Below are 14,161 nucleotides of genomic sequence, written 5' to 3' on the forward strand. Positions count from 1 at the left end.
ATGAATCAATGACGATAAGAAAAGCTCTTCTCGCGACCACCGCACTGGCTGCGGCTTCTGTTCTGGCCCTCACCGGTTGCGGAGGCAGCAGCAGCCGAACCGAGGCAGGTAACGCTTCAGCGGCATCCGGCTTTGCAGCCGATTCCACCATTGGTGTGGCATTGCCCTCGAAGACCTCGGAGAACTGGGTCCTGGCCGGTGACCTGTTCTCTAACGGGCTTAAAGAAGCAGGGTTCAAAGGTGATGTCCAGTACGCCGGGGCCAGCACCACCGTCAAAGACCAACAGGACCAAATCAATGCCATGGTCACCAAAGGTGCCAAGGTTATTGTTGTCGGAGCCGCCGACGCCGGTCAGCTCGCTACCCAACTCAAGGCGGCCCGCGACGCCGGCGCCAAGGTCATCGCCTATGACCGCATCATTACCAACACCCCGGACGTGGACTACTACGTTGGCTTCGACGCCAAGAAGGTCGGCCAGCTTCAGGCCGAGTCACTGATGGAGGCGTTGAAGGCCAAGAAGCCCTCAGGCCCGTACACCATCGAGTTGTTCTCGGGTTCTCCCGACGACGCCAACTCCGCCGTCTTCTTTGACGGCGCGATGAGCGTTCTGACACCGCTCATCGCAGACGGGACGATCGTCGTCGGGTCCGGTCAGAAAGACATCAAGCAGACCTCAACGGCGGGCTGGAAGGCCGAGAACGCCCAAAGCCGCATGGACTCGCTGCTCACCGGCACCTACGGTTCAAAAGAGCTCGACGGCGTCCTGTCCCCCAATGACACGCTGGCCCGTGCCATCCTTACCTCAGTCAAGGCCGCAGGCAAGCCGATTCCGGTGGTTACAGGACAAGACTCCGAGGCTGAATCCGTGAAGTCCATCATGGCCGGAGAGCAGTACTCCACCATATACAAGGACACACGCCTCTTGGTGGCCCAGGTCATCAAAATGACCCAGTCCCTGCAGAAGGGCGAGGCCCCGGAGCTCAATGACACCAAGTCCTACAACAATGGTGCCAAGGTACTCGAGTCTTATCTTCTGGAGCCCGTCATCGTAACAAAGGAGGACGCGGCAGAGGCCTATGCAGCCAATCCCTCACTGGCTCCCTTGACCAAGTAGTCAATGAGCCCGTAGTCAATTGCAAGGCCGGCGCCCTATGGTGGGTGCCGGCCTTGCAAGCGCGACGGGCTTCTTCTGCTTACTTCTGACCTATGGGACTCAGGGCCAACTCGTCGATCCGGACGTGGCGTGGGCTATCAAGGATGAATTGAACGGAGCGGGCAATATCCTCGGCGCTGAGCATTCTGGCACGCTGATTCTCGTCCGGCACCTCCGGTCTCATGGACAGGAAGTCAGTGTCGACGTCGCCGGGGCAGAGATGGCAGGCCTTGACGCCATTGACTCCCTCTTGGTCATTGAGGGACGCCACCAGCGCCGACAGGCCGGTCTTGCTCGTCATGTAGGCCACCCCCGAACCAGGCGAGAACCGCCAGGCAGCCCGGGAAGAAACGACCACAATGTTGCCTTCGCCCGCGCGTCTCATCCCTGGAAGGACCAGATGGATTGCCCGGGCGACGCTGGTCAGATTGGTCTCTACGATCGATGCGAATTCTTCAATGTTCTGATCGGCCCAGGTTCGGGCCGGAGTGTTCAGGCCGGCAGCAAGAACGACGGCGGTCACGGGACCCCATTGCGTCACGATCCTTGAGTGGGCCTCCTCCAGGGAACCCGCTTCGTTTGCGTCCGCCGGCACTTCGAGGCCGTCACCGCCGGCTTTGACGATATGACCTACTGTCTCTGCTACGGCGTCCGGGCGACGGCCGGTTACTGCTACGTGCCAGCCGGCTTCCGCCGCCACCTTCGCAGCAGCGCGGCCCATGCCGCTGCCGCCTCCGATGACCCAAAGGACCTTGCGCGCGCCCATAACTTACTCCGCATCAATAGTATGATCTTTAATCTGAGTGTAATCTAATCATATGACTATTGACCAGGCAGTACAGTGGGGCCTCCGGGGCCGCGTGGTAATCGTGACCGGTGCGGCAAGCGGGATCGGCCGCGTCATCGCAGAGACGTTTGCCCGTCATGGCGCCAAGGTGGCAGCCCTGGATGTCTTTCACGACGGCGTCGAGAATCTGGCGGAAGAACTCCGGGCGGGCGGCGCCGAAGCGCTCGGGCTTTCCTGCGATGTCACCAACCAAGAGTCTGTGCGCGCGGCAGTTACGGCGGTCGCGGATCATTTCGGAGGCATCGACGTCCTGATTAACAACGCAGGCATCAATGTGGAAGGAACGGTCGAAGAACTCGAAGATTCCGCCTGGCAGCGCTGCTTCGATGTCAACGTCACTGGCGTCGTCCGCGTATGCAAAGCAGCTATTCCCTACCTCAAGGAAAGCAACCATGGCCGGGTAATCAACGCGGCATCATTCGCCGCAATCGTTCCCAGCATAGGCAGCGCCGCCTACGCGGCTTCCAAGGCCGCCGTCGTGCAGTTCACCAAGGTACTCGCAGGAGAACTTGGGCCCTGGAACGTGACGGTCAACGCCTACGCTCCGGGAATGATCCCCACCGGCATGAACGGCTTTGCGGAGATGCCGAAAGAGGCACAAGACCGTCTGCTCGGCACGCTGACACTACGGAAATGGGGAGAAGCCGCGGAAGTAGCCGATCTCCTCCTGTTCCTGGCCAGCGACGCTTCCCGCTACATCACCGGAACATTGATTGATGTCAGTGGCGGCAAGCTGGCTACCCAAATTCCAGCGAAGGCCTACGAAGCTATGGCAACCGCTGCGGGGGCCGAGAACACCAGCGCAACCCAAGTTTCGCCGTCGAGCATCGCATGAACCAACACCCGCGCACGGCGCCGGGACTGCACAATCAACTGCTCGACCGGCTCGGAATGGAGATCTGCTCCGGAGAACGGGCACCGGGGAGCACGTTGACCCTGGAAGAACTCGAACGCACCCACGGCGTCTCAAGATCAGTTGTCAGGGAAACCGTCCGGGTCCTTGAGTCCATGCAACTCCTCGTTTCCAAACGCAGGGTTGGCATCATGGTGCTCGAGTCCAGCCAATGGAACCAGTTCGAGCCCAGGGTCATCCGCTGGCGCATGCAGTCGCCGGAGCGTCAGGCACAGCTGGATGCCCTGATCGGTCTCCGTCTCGCTATTGAGCCTGAAGCTGCACGACTGGCAGCCCTGCAGGCGTCCGCCAGCCAGGCCGCCGAGTTGGTGGGAATAGCCGGCAGGATGTGGGCAGCGAGCGAGGAGAACAACCACAACGCCTTCCACGAGCTCGATCTCCAGTTCCACGCACTCATCCTCGCCGCGTCAGGCAACCCGATGTTTGCCCAGCTCGAAGACATCATCAGCGAATTCCTGGAGGGTTGGCATGCCCGCGGGCTGGGCCCGGGACATCCTCACCCCATCGCGCTACAACTCCATGCGGACGTAGCCGCGGCCGTACAGCGCAGGGCACCCGATGAGGCGTTCGCCGTTATGCGTTCGCTCCTGACTCGAAGCGCCGGGGAAGCGTCCTGATCCTCAAATAGTTTTGGGCGTGAACTATAAGGGTGGAGGCCTCGGCAAGCAAGCATTCCTGCTCGTATGAAACCGCTTCTCAAAAAAAGACAGGAAGGCTTGCCTGTGGTTTTGATAAGCGGTTTCATAGACACCTAGCCCACCCCGAACCGAAGGAAACAACTGTGGAACCAATCACGGTCGAAAATGATCGTCGCCCTGTAGTGGCAGTCGCCGGATTGGGATTTGGTGCTGAATTCGCGCCGATCTACCGCGATCACCCGGACGTTCAGCGAGTGGTGATCTGTGACGGTGACGAGGAAGTTCTCAACCGGGTAGGCGATGAGCTCGGAATCGAGGAGCGCTACCTCAGTCTCGAAGACGTTCTGGCTCAGCCGCACATCGATGCAGTCCACCTCGTGACTGCCCTCCCGGACCACGGCGAGCAAAGCATCGCCGTCCTCAAAAGCGGCAAGCACTGCGCGAGCACTGTTCCCATGGCCATTTCCCTCGAAGAAATGAGCGAAATCGTCCGGTGGGAGCGGGAATCCGGAAAGAACTACATGATGATGGAGACAGCGGTTTACACCCGCGAGTTCCTCCACTGCCAAGAGCTGTTCCAAGCCGGCGCCTTCGGACCCATCACCTTCGGCAAAGGCGTGCACTACCAGGACATGGAGGGCTGGCCCAGCTACTGGGAAGGCCTTCCTCCCCACTGGTACATGACCCACGCAATCTCACCGTTACTTCGATTGCTGGATACCAGGGCAACCACCGTCCGCTGCCTGGGTTCAGGTCAACTGCCCGCCAATAGGCAAACCCACTACAGCAACCCGTACCCTGCCCAAACGGCGATCTTCGAACTCGAGGGAACCAACGTCTCCATCGAAGTGTCCCGGACCCTTTTCCAAGCCGCCCGCTCATACACCGAGGCTTTCTCCATCTACGGGGAGAACTACGGATTCGAGTGGCCCCAGATCGAAGGAGAGCCGCCGGTGCACTACATGCTAAAGGAGGCGAACGGCCGGCGCGGAAGGACCATAGAGTCCCTGAGAATCGAAGCGCCGGAACGAACAGACCTTCTGCCGTTATCCATAGCCCGCTACACACAGGACAGTGTCTACTCGGACGGCTCGCACTCATCGTTCATCCAGGGCAGCGGTCACGGCGGATCCCACCCCCATTTGGTGCACGAGTTCGTCACCAGCATCGTTGAACAGCGGCCCTCCTCCATCAACGCCGTGGTGGCAGCCAACTGGACGGCTGCCGGGGTTGCAGCGCACCAGTCTGCGATGAATGGCGGAGAAACGGTCCACATTCCAAGCTTTGAACTCCACCCCGCACCGGCCGGATAAGTCATGTCCCGTACAAGCCCCGGGAACGCCCCCAAGATCGTCGACGTCGCACGCGTAGCGGGTGTCTCTGTTCCCACGGTCTCGCGGGTTCTCAACGGCAGCACGCCGGTCAGCGACCGCCTCAAGGAGCGGGTGTCAGCGGCCATAAAGGAGCTCGGATACAGGCCCAACAGTGCTGCCCGGGCACTGGCCCTGGGGAGCCGATCCATGATCGCGATTCTCGCGGGGAACTCGTCACGTTACGGCTGGGCACGAACCATCCAAGGCATTGAGGTCACGGCACGCCAACGAGGTTTCTCCTCGATCGTCTCCGTGGTGGAATCCGCGGAAGAATCCGACGTGTCTGTAGCGGTGGATCTGGTCCTGGCAGAAAACGTCGCCGGGGTCATCGTCCTCGAGTTTGATGAACCGGGCCGTGCACTGCTGCGCGCCCTGAAAACGGCCATCCCGATCGTGGGAGTGAGCGGTGGAAACCACTCTGAGGGACCAGTCCCCCACGCAACGCTCGAAGAATTTGCGGCAGGCAAACAAGTGACAGAGTACCTGCTGTCGCTGGGACACGAGACTGTGCACCACGTATCCCAACCCACCATGGGACGGCCCCTGGGGCGGACCGACGGATGGCAGTCCGCGCTGGAAGAAGCCGGGGCCCCAGTGCCCGCGATAGTCCACTGCGATTGGGAACCGCGGACCGCCTACCGCGCGGGCCAAGGACTTGCCACCGCCAAGGACGTGTCCGCTGTCTTCTGTTCCAACGATGACATTGCCATGGCTGTGATGCGGGCATTCGCCGACAACCAGATCACGGTGCCCGGCGATGTGTCCGTCATGGGGTTCGACGATCAGCCCCTGGCAGAGTTTTGGGCTCCGTCGCTGAGTACGGTCCGTCAGGACTTTGATGATTTGGGCTCCAGGGCATTTCGGCTTCTTGAAGCGCTCATGCAGGGCGAACCGGCACCGGGAAATTCCGTTGCAGTACCGAAGCTGATTCTGCGTGAATCGACCAACCCGCACTACAAAGACCGCACGACACTATGAAACGGAGAACGACATGGCGCAGGGAGGAATCACCCGTACAGCGGATGTCCTGGTTGAAGAGCACAGCTGGGGACGGCCCCGCATCCTTCGCTGCCTGCCATCGATGTCCCGTCCCATCACGGAGGTTCGCACCCTCACCTGGTTCACGAGTTCATCACCAGCATCGCCGAAGACCGGAAATCCCGGATTTTCGGCTGTCCTCGTCAGCGTGGAGGTAGAAACGCCTATGCGGTTGCCGTCCCTGAGGCCTTATTGGCCCAGCAGGGCCGGCAACCGCCGGACTTTGCCTTCGGCAAGAGCCGAACTATGACTTCAGCCCACTGCGTTCGCTGACCACAGCGATTGTCTCCTCAAGCCGGCGTCGAGCCACATCCCTGGCGGCAACGGCCTTCAGCCGAGCCTTCTCCGGTTCCTTAGCCATTTCAAGGACTACCCCGGGGAAGCGTGCAACGTCCTTGTCGTCATCGAAGTTGAACAGCCAGTCATCCAGCCCGATGTCTTCCCACATCCGGCCCTTGCTGCTCTGCTCAACCCAGCGATTCACGATTGCCGGCACACCATTGGCGATCGCCATGATGGGACTGTGCATCTCGTTGCTGAACAGCCCCGCCGACCGCTTGTAGACTCCTACTGCTTCTTCCAGCAACCACGTGCGATCCAGCCAAGCGACATTTTCTTTCACGTCCTCGGGGAGATGGTCCAGAACCCAGGTCTTGCCGATGGGCAATTCCGTCTCGTCCTCATTGCAGATCAGGACTTTCATGCCTGTTTCACGCACGACGGCGGTAATCGCCTCCCGCAACGGGATGTGGTCGTGTTCCTTCATCTCTTCGTTGCGCTGATGAAGGCGGGAATCAAACGGGCGGTTCTTCGCTTTATGAAGCCAGGTGGGCGTGAAGCGTTGCTTCGGGAAACAGCACATGAAGTTCCCCTCCACCAGGCCATACTTTTTCATCAGGCGCTCGGCAGCCTCGTCGTCGGCAATATCCAGTGCAAACACTACGTCCGGGGAATATTCCATAACCGGGGCGCTGACGCCGTCCTGGAGCGCCCTTTCAAGGGACACGGAATCCCTGAAGTACACGAACTCCGCGTTACTGAGGGCCTCCCTTTCTGCATTGCCAAAGACCCAGTGTCCATAAGTGATGCCGTAGAACCCGAAGGGATTGCCGGTCCGCTCCCGGAAGGCAACCAGGTCTTTCCAGGCAAGTCCGAACGGGCCGGAATTGTGCAGCATGAAGTCTGCAGACGCGATGGCCGCTTCCAGCTCGGGAGTGGAGGCGACGCCTCGCTCATCCAAGGAACCTTGGACAATGTTTAAGCGCGGGAAACGCTTCATCAACATGTCGATTTCGAACTGGGGCAAGACCGAATAGAAGGGCCAGAAAGTAACCTCGACCTCGGGCAGATATTGTTCCAGCAAAGCCAATGCGCCGGGGGTGTGGGCGACATCGCCGATGTTTTCGATTTGCCACCCGGACCTCAGGATCAGGTGGCGCCCCGGGGTGGAAGCGCTGTGCTGCGACTGCGTTCCGTCCGCATCAAGGGCTGCTTCCAACGTGTTTGGAAATGACGAACTGTGGGCCGGCATGGTTCTCCAATATTCAACGGCAAGGGGTGAGTAAGCTCTAGATTGGCATTGATTTAACGCAAAATCAAGGGCTAGCATCATTGTTGGCACCGCAAATCCCCCGCATCCCGGAACAATCCGGGCCATCAACCCCACGAAAGAAGATCATGACCCGCTTCGGAGTTAACTACGTACCGAGCAAGAACTGGTGGCACTCATGGGTGGAATGGAACGAAGCGGAGATCACCGAAGATCTGCAGGCCATCGCCGATCTGGGCTGTGACCATGTGCGAATCCATTGCCTCTGGACCCTGTTTCAACCTGATCCCCGCGCCGTCAGCCGGACAATGCTCACCCGGCTGGAGCAACTCCTCGACATTGCAGAGAACGAGGGCCTTGATGTCATCGTGACCGTGCTCAACGGCTGGTTGAGCGGGTTCGATTTCCGCCCCGCCTGGATCCCGGAAAAGGCAAGCATCTTTGGCGACCAGGAAGTGGTCGCCGCAGAAAAGCTGCTCTTCACTGCCATTGCCGAACGGGTCGGCGCCCACCCCCGCTTCCTCGGTTTCGACGTCGCAAACGAACCTTCGGTACTCATCACGGAGACAAAGAACGTCACCAGCCGGACGGAAGCGGACGCCTGGGCCAGGGACATCCTGTCCCACTGTGAGGAGGTGGCTCCTGGAAAGTTCCACACCATCGGCATGGACCATGTCCCCTGGCTTAGCGAGCGCGCCTTTAGCCGGGACGTCCTGGCCGAAACGGGCTCCGCCACCCCGCTCCATGCATGGATCTTCTTCACCGGCGCCTTGGAACGTTACGGGGAATTCGGGACCGGAACGCTTCATCTCACCGAATACATGCTGGAACTGGCCAAGGCCTATTCCCCGGAGCCCACCCGACAGGTCTGGTTGCAGGAATTCGGCATTGCTAATCAGTGGGCAAAGGACCTTGAGCACGACGACTTCGCAGAAAAAGCGGCGCTCTCAGCCCTTTCCGTGGATGGCTTGTGGGGCATCACCTGGTGGTGTTCGCATGACATCGACCGCAAGCTGGGGGCGTTCGTGGAGCTGGAATACGACCTCGGTCTCTTCACCACAGACAACCAGCTCAAACCAACTGGTCAACGCTTGAAGAGCGTCATCGAATCCTTCAAACAGGGCCGGCTTTCCGGCCCCGCCGAGCGCACCGTAGCCATAGTGCTTCCAGAGGGACAAACACCGGGATTGGACTTCGCGGATACCTTCTTCGCCCTTATCGATGATGGCAAGAAGCCCGCGATCGTGCTCGAAGGCAACGCCCTGAACCACGACTACCTCAAAGTCAGGGGCATCGAAACGCTCGTCAGGGTTGCAGAATAGCCACGTAGAAAGTCCGACGCCGGAACCACCGCGCCGTCTTCAGGGGAAACGGCGCGGTGGCAGGGTGTTTCACCGGGGTTCCGGTGAGGTGTTAGTAGCCCTTGTGGGGGTTGCGGTATTTGTAGGCGCCGCGGTCGGGGGTGAGTCCTGGTGGGCGGGTTTTGCCGGTGAAGTCGTCTTTTGGAGCCAGGTTCTTGGTGCCGCTGCCGATGGCGGGGGAGCCGTCTTGCAGCCTGAAGTCTGCGTCGGCTGGGGTTAGGGCCGGGCTAACGAACAGGGGGTCGGCAATGAGGTCGTGCGGTCCTGTGACTGCGGGGGCCGTGCCGTTGTAGTAGATGTTGTAGTCGTAGAGGACGTTGATGTTTTTGTAGGCGGAGTTGGTGGACTTCCCGGCCCGGACGTAGGAGATGTTGTTCAGGACGTTGCAGTCCTCGCTGACCCAGGCGCCGATGCTTCCGTAGTCCAGGGCGGGGCTGGCGGCGTTGAGGTAGGCGGTGTTGTTGATGATGTCCACGCCGTTGGCTTTGTAGGAGTGGATCCCGGATCCGCCGTTGTTGATCACGATGTTGTTCGCTACCAGTGTCCGGCCCTTGTACCGGGTTCCGCCGGCTTCGGTTCCCAGGGTGGAGTCGACGATGATGCCGTTGCCGTCGGAGAGTTTCCCGTACTGCCGCCAGGGGATGAAGGACTGGTTGTTGTAGACCAGGTTGTTGGTGAAGAAGTGCTTGTACCCGGTGCCATCATCGGCATTGATCGGCGTGAGCGTGGTGATGCCGCTGTTGGCGAAGATCGAGTACCAGGCGTTGGAGTGCACCGTGTTGTGGTCAACGGTGAAGTAGTCCGCCTTGGTTGCCCCGATCCCGCCGCCGGGCCAGTGGTGGACGAGGTTGTTGCGCACGGTGATGTGGTGCGCTCCGGCGTAGGGAGCCGAGCCGGGAGGCGGCCCGACGAAGATGCCGTTGGCGCAGTACGTGGCAGTTGCTTTGAGGCGCACCGCGTAAGCGTCCTCGTAGTTCAGTGTCGCTGCCAGTCCGCTCAGGGTCAGGTTCTCGATGGTGATGTAGCTGGCACCGGTGATCCTGATTCCGGTCCAGGAGTTCCGGGTCACCGTGATCACCGGTCGGTGGCCCGGGAACGCGGTGTAGGTGATCGGTTGCCCGGCCGTGCCTGAGCGGGTGATGTTCAGTGTGCCCTGGTTGCCCGGGGTGCCGTCATCGATGTACGTGCCGTTCATGATCAGGACCGTGTCTCCGGGTTCGGTCACGTTCGAGGCCGCCTGCAAGGTGTTGAACGCCCGCTCCGGGGAGCTGCCGTCATGGTCGGGTCCTGTACCGGCGTCGGCCCTGACGTAAAGCTTCCGCCCGGACGAAGCCACCGCGGACCCCGCCCCCAGAACACCTTCCCCCACACCAAAACCAACAGCACCCACCACGGCGCCGACCCCCATCAACCGCAACACATCCCGCCGGGCGGGAGCACTGAAGGGGTTTTCTGAATTTGCTGGGAAAATGTTTACGTGAGTCATGTCTTCCTATCTCTCTGAGGGAGCACTGCTTCTAACTCTGGGGCGCGGTTGTTGCCGCATCCGGACGCCAGGGAAGTCCGGCAAAATGGGTACTTCACAGATGCCCCTGCCGCGCTGGCGGCAGGGGCATCTGTGCAAAAGGAAGGGCTAGGCCTTCTTCTCTTCGAGTCCCTTCTGGAACTCGTCCCGGATCTTGTCGCCGCCGTCGGCTTTCCACGTGGTGACGAAGTCCTTCCAAGCGCTGACCGGCTTCCGGCCGAGGATGATGTCGGCACGAACTTCTGCCGCCTTGGACGCGAGCTGTGAGGACTTGGCCGCCTCGGTTTCAGAGTAGAGACCGGCGAGGGGATCAGGCGTCACCAGGGCCAGTGCCTGCTCCTGGTACTCGAACTGGCGCTTGGCATCGCCTTCGTCCAGAGGCTGGAAAATCACCTGCGATGAATCGGTGACGTATTTGAACGGAACAAGCTTTTGGTTCTGGCCTGCGCTGTTGACTACGGGGTTGGTTCCTTCGAGCGCGAAGGTCTTGCCTTCGACGCCGAAGTTCCGCAGGGTGTACTCGGCGCTGCCGAAGGGAGCTGCCAGCCAGTCAAGAACCCGGAGGAGTTCCTTGACCCGAGGCTCATCCGCCTTGGTGATGGCAGTGAAGTGCGGCGCGACTGCGGCACCCATGTGGGCAGGCTTGACCGTACCGTCGTTGCTGAACGGGAGCATGCCGGTGAACTTGAAGCCCGGGACAGCTTTGCCCCACTGCGTGTACTTGGACCAGCCGGTGAACCCGATGGCGGCGATCGGAGCTGCTCCGTTGAGGAACCAGTCGTTGCGCTGGGTATTGGAGGAACCCACCATGTTGGGGTGCATGACTCCCAGTTCCACAAGTTCGCGGGTCTGGGCCAGGGACTGCTCGTACTCGGGGAGCTCGTACTCGGAAGTGAGCTTTCCGTCCTTCTCGATCCACGGACCAGGAATGCCGTGGGTGCTGCGGAGGAAGTCGAAGGCGCCTACAAAGTCGCCCAGAGCCCATCGGCCTTCCCTGTCGTTGGTCAAGCCGACAAGAACTTCTTTGAATTCCTTGAAGTCCTTCGGGGCTGTGGTCACCGAGTATTTGTCGAAAAGGTCCTGTCGGACGATGACTGCGGCACCGATGGCGGGGCGGGGCATCGGGACGCCCCAGATGCGGTTGTTGACTACTGATTCGGCCCAGGAAACCGTGGGAAGGCCTGCAAGGTTGGGGTATTCCAGTACGGCGTCGCCGGAAAGGTGATCGGTCAGGTCTACGAACTTGGACTGAAGCAGGGCGGGCAGTTGCTGGACAGGCTGCCGTACTGCAACGAGGTCGGGAAGGGACCCGCCGGCAATGGTCGTGGCAAACTTTTGGCCATAGTCCGCGTAGGGCGTGTAGACGATGTCGAGCTTTCCACCGAGGCTCTCGTTGACAGCCTGCCAGAGCGGGTTGGAGTCAAGGCCCGGGGCCACGGGATCGAAGCTGTATGTCAACGCGGTGACGCTTCCCCCTGACAACGGAGTCTTGCTGACTGACGCTACCGGCTTAGCCGGGTACTTCAGGAAGCCCGGCATGCCTTCCTTGGCACTGACCAGATCCGGCTTGACGGCGGAGAAGTCTTTGAACGTGGGAAGTTTGACGGTGTTTCCGACGGAGGTGCTTCCCGTGGGGCCTGTGCTGCAGGCGCTGATTGAGCTGCCGACAAAACCTACAGCAACGGCCAGGCTGCTGGCCTTGAGGAGATTGCGGCGTGAAAATGTCATGGACATGACGGCTTCCTTACGACGTAAATGTGAACCGGGTGGTGGTGTAGCCCGGGGTCTTAGCCCTTGACTGCACCGACCATGAGGCCCTTGGCGAAATGTTTCTGGATGAACGGGTAGAGCACGAGGATGGGGATCATGGACAGCACCAGGATTGCCATCTGGATGGAGAGCTGCGGAGGAAGGGCACCGGCTCCTGCACTGAGGTCTTCGGTTCCCATGGGCGTTTGGTTGACCACGAAGGTGCGAAGCACCAATTGCATGGGCCAAAGATCCGGGGAGTTCAGGTAGAGCAGTGCGGAGAAGAAGGCATTCCAGTAGCTGACTGCATAGAAGAGTCCGACGACGGCAATGGCGGCTTTGGACATCGGCAAGACGATGGAGACAAGGATTCTGAAGTCACCTGCGCCGTCGATCCTGGCGCTTTCAATGAGTTCTGCCGGGATGTCCAGGAAGAACGCCCGCATGATGATCACGTTGAAGGCGTTGATCAGAACCGGCAGCACCAGTGCGGCGAGGTTATCGATCAGGCCCAGCTGCTGCACGATCAGGTACATGGGGATGATGCCGGGGCTGAAGAGCAGCGTGAACAACGTCACCAGCAGCAGAGGCTTATGAGCCAGCGACCCTGGACGGGATAGTCCATAGGCCAGGGCTATGGTGGTCAGCAAGCTCAGGAGGGTGCCGATCACGGTAACGCCGATGCTGACGAACATGGCGCGGGTGACCACTCCACCTGCCAGCACGGCCTGGTACGCCTCGAACGACGGCGACGACGTCCACAGGACGAACCCGCCACTGGCCGTGATCTCGTCTTGTCCGGCCAGGCTCGTCATGAACACCGCAACGAAGGGCACCAGGACGGCGGAGCAGGCAATTACCAGTACCACTGCCCGGAAGATCAGGAAGAGGGGGCTGGGCTTGCCCATCCACGCGGGCCGGGGATTGGCCTTCGCCTTGTTGGCTCTCTGGGCCTTCCTCGCCCGATACTCGGTTTTGCTTTCAAGAAGGCTCATTTGGAGTACACTCCCCTTTCACCGAAGAGGTGGGCTATTTTGTTCGCTCCCAGTACCAGAGCCACGCTGACAATGCCCTTGACGAGTCCGACGGCGGCGGCGACGCCCCAGTTCCCGCCCAGGATGCCGTTGTTGTACACATAGGTATCAAGCACTTCACTGACCTGTGTTCCCACCGCCACCTGTTGAAGGATGATCTGCTCGAACCCTACGGTGAGCGAGTCACCGAGGCGGAGGATCAGGAGAAGGACAATGACGGGACGGATGGCCGGCAGGGTTATGTGCCACATCCTCCGCCAAGCCGGCGCCCTGTCGATGGCAGCGGCCTCATAGAGGGACGCGTCCACCTTGGAAATCGCGGCAAGGAAGATGATGGTTGACCAGCCGGTATCCTTCCAGATGATCTGGGATGTCAGGAGCGCGTGAAAGAGCTCTGGTACACCGATGATCTGGAAGGTGGACATATCCGCCTGCCGCAGCCACGTGTTCACCAATCCGGCGTTACCCAGCATCTGCTGGAACAGCGCAACCACAATCACCCACGACAGAAAGTGGGGCAGGTACAGAATCGACTGGATGGTCTGCTTCCACTTCTCGCTCATGAAGCTGTTGAGCAACAGCGCCAGGGCGATAGGGAGCGGGAAGACAAAGACAACCTGAATCAGGGTCAGGATCAGGGTGTTACTCAAGGCTGACAGGAAGGCTGGATCGCCGTTGAAGATGACCCGGAAGTTGTCGAAGCCAACAAACGGGCTGGACGTAATTCCCAGGAACGGCTGGAAGTCCTGAAACGCGATGACGTTCATCAGGAGCGGAATGTACTGGAAAACCAACAGAGCCAGAATTCCCGGCACCGCCAGGAGCAGAAGAACTTTGTCCTTCTTGAACCGCGACCCCAGGCTCGCTTTGGGTGCCGTAGGAGTTGGGTCCTTCTTTTCCGGGGCCGCGGAGTCCGCAGCTTTGCGCGCAATCACCGTCATGATTGCACTCCTGACCTAGTGGCAAGGAATGCACTGGAA

The 14,161-nt window shown here is 60.3% G+C and carries 12 protein-coding genes; 6 read left to right on the forward strand and 6 right to left on the reverse strand.

What is annotated here, in order from left to right:
* The first annotated feature begins 14 nt into the window (after positions 1-14).
* Entirely contained in the window at positions 15-1,115 is a 1,101-nt protein-coding gene (locus QEH68_RS20170) for a sugar-binding protein (RefSeq protein ID WP_280628055.1), read from the forward strand.
* 79 nt (positions 1,116-1,194) lie between these two features.
* On the opposite strand, the gene QEH68_RS20175 is transcribed toward QEH68_RS20170, so the two are convergent.
* On the reverse strand, positions 1,195-1,920 hold the full coding sequence (locus tag QEH68_RS20175; RefSeq protein WP_280624616.1) for an SDR family oxidoreductase: 726 nt from the start codon (positions 1,918-1,920) through the stop codon (positions 1,195-1,197).
* Between the two features lie 52 nt (positions 1,921-1,972).
* Here QEH68_RS20175 and QEH68_RS20180 point away from each other — a divergent pair, with 52 nt between their 5' ends.
* The 4 genes from QEH68_RS20180 to QEH68_RS20195 all read left to right on the forward strand — a co-directional run bounded on the left by QEH68_RS20180 (position 1,973) and on the right by QEH68_RS20195 (position 5,903).
* Positions 1,973-2,836 (forward strand): SDR family NAD(P)-dependent oxidoreductase, encoded by an 864-nt coding sequence (locus QEH68_RS20180; protein WP_280624618.1) that lies wholly within the window; start codon positions 1,973-1,975, stop codon positions 2,834-2,836.
* The gene (locus QEH68_RS20185; RefSeq protein ID WP_280624622.1) at positions 2,833-3,531 is read left to right on the forward strand and encodes an FCD domain-containing protein; all 699 of its coding nucleotides are present in this window, start codon (positions 2,833-2,835) and stop codon (positions 3,529-3,531) included. Before QEH68_RS20180 ends, QEH68_RS20185 begins: the two co-directional genes overlap by 4 nt.
* Before the next feature lie 164 nt (positions 3,532-3,695).
* Positions 3,696-4,865 carry a Gfo/Idh/MocA family oxidoreductase gene (locus tag QEH68_RS20190; protein ID WP_280624624.1) on the forward strand — a complete coding sequence of 390 codons (1,170 nt, stop codon included), beginning with the start codon at positions 3,696-3,698 and terminating at the stop codon, positions 4,863-4,865.
* A gap of 3 nt (positions 4,866-4,868) precedes the next feature.
* A complete protein-coding gene (locus QEH68_RS20195; protein ID WP_280624626.1) occupies positions 4,869-5,903 on the forward strand; it encodes a LacI family DNA-binding transcriptional regulator in 1,035 nt (344 codons plus the stop codon).
* A gap of 304 nt (positions 5,904-6,207) precedes the next feature.
* Here QEH68_RS20195 and QEH68_RS20200 read toward each other — a convergent pair whose 3' ends face one another.
* On the reverse strand, positions 6,208-7,575 hold the full coding sequence (locus QEH68_RS20200) for a polysaccharide pyruvyl transferase family protein (RefSeq protein ID WP_280628056.1): 1,368 nt from the start codon (positions 7,573-7,575) through the stop codon (positions 6,208-6,210).
* 65 nt (positions 7,576-7,640) lie between these two features.
* Here QEH68_RS20200 and QEH68_RS20205 point away from each other — a divergent pair, with 65 nt between their 5' ends.
* Positions 7,641-8,834: a cellulase family glycosylhydrolase gene (locus QEH68_RS20205; protein WP_280624628.1), complete on the forward strand. Its 1,194-nt coding sequence runs from the start codon at positions 7,641-7,643 to the stop codon at positions 8,832-8,834.
* 91 nt (positions 8,835-8,925) lie between these two features.
* Here the strand turns inward: QEH68_RS20205 and QEH68_RS20210 are convergent, their stop codons facing one another.
* The 4 genes from QEH68_RS20210 to QEH68_RS20225 form a co-directional block, all read right to left on the reverse strand.
* Complete coding sequence (locus QEH68_RS20210) at positions 8,926-10,359, reverse strand: right-handed parallel beta-helix repeat-containing protein (protein ID WP_280624630.1); 1,434 nt, start codon at positions 10,357-10,359, stop codon at positions 8,926-8,928.
* A gap of 147 nt (positions 10,360-10,506) precedes the next feature.
* Entirely contained in the window at positions 10,507-12,132 is a 1,626-nt protein-coding gene (locus tag QEH68_RS20215) for an extracellular solute-binding protein (RefSeq protein WP_280624632.1), read from the reverse strand.
* Between the two features lie 53 nt (positions 12,133-12,185).
* On the reverse strand, positions 12,186-13,142 hold the full coding sequence (locus tag QEH68_RS20220; protein ID WP_280624634.1) for a carbohydrate ABC transporter permease: 957 nt from the start codon (positions 13,140-13,142) through the stop codon (positions 12,186-12,188).
* On the reverse strand, positions 13,139-14,122 hold the full coding sequence (locus tag QEH68_RS20225; RefSeq protein WP_280624636.1) for an ABC transporter permease subunit: 984 nt from the start codon (positions 14,120-14,122) through the stop codon (positions 13,139-13,141). Before QEH68_RS20225 ends, QEH68_RS20220 begins: the two co-directional genes overlap by 4 nt.
* Positions 14,123-14,161 lie beyond the last annotated feature (39 nt).

It is taken from the genome of Paenarthrobacter sp. OM7 (assembly GCF_029873575.1).
Lineage (GTDB): Bacteria > Actinomycetota > Actinomycetes > Actinomycetales > Micrococcaceae > Arthrobacter.

What these genes read in the sequence shown, in the direction of transcription:
- QEH68_RS20210 (WP_280624630.1), bottom strand. Translation starts at nt 10,359, where the DNA reads ATGACTCACGTAAACATTTTCCCAGCAAATTCAGAAAACCCCTTCAGT.
- QEH68_RS20195 (WP_280624626.1), top strand. Translation starts at nt 4,869, where the DNA reads ATGTCCCGTACAAGCCCCGGGAACGCCCCCAAGATCGTCGACGTCGCA.
- QEH68_RS20225 (WP_280624636.1), bottom strand. Translation starts at nt 14,122, where the DNA reads ATGACGGTGATTGCGCGCAAAGCTGCGGACTCCGCGGCCCCGGAAAAG.
- QEH68_RS20180 (WP_280624618.1), top strand. Translation starts at nt 1,973, where the DNA reads ATGACTATTGACCAGGCAGTACAGTGGGGCCTCCGGGGCCGCGTGGTA.
- QEH68_RS20175 (WP_280624616.1), bottom strand. Translation starts at nt 1,920, where the DNA reads ATGGGCGCGCGCAAGGTCCTTTGGGTCATCGGAGGCGGCAGCGGCATG.
- QEH68_RS20220 (WP_280624634.1), bottom strand. Translation starts at nt 13,142, where the DNA reads ATGAGCCTTCTTGAAAGCAAAACCGAGTATCGGGCGAGGAAGGCCCAG.
- QEH68_RS20185 (WP_280624622.1), top strand. Translation starts at nt 2,833, where the DNA reads ATGAACCAACACCCGCGCACGGCGCCGGGACTGCACAATCAACTGCTC.
- QEH68_RS20215 (WP_280624632.1), bottom strand. Translation starts at nt 12,132, where the DNA reads ATGTCCATGACATTTTCACGCCGCAATCTCCTCAAGGCCAGCAGCCTG.
- QEH68_RS20205 (WP_280624628.1), top strand. Translation starts at nt 7,641, where the DNA reads ATGACCCGCTTCGGAGTTAACTACGTACCGAGCAAGAACTGGTGGCAC.
- QEH68_RS20200 (WP_280628056.1), bottom strand. Translation starts at nt 7,575, where the DNA reads ATGATGCTAGCCCTTGATTTTGCGTTAAATCAATGCCAATCTAGAGCT.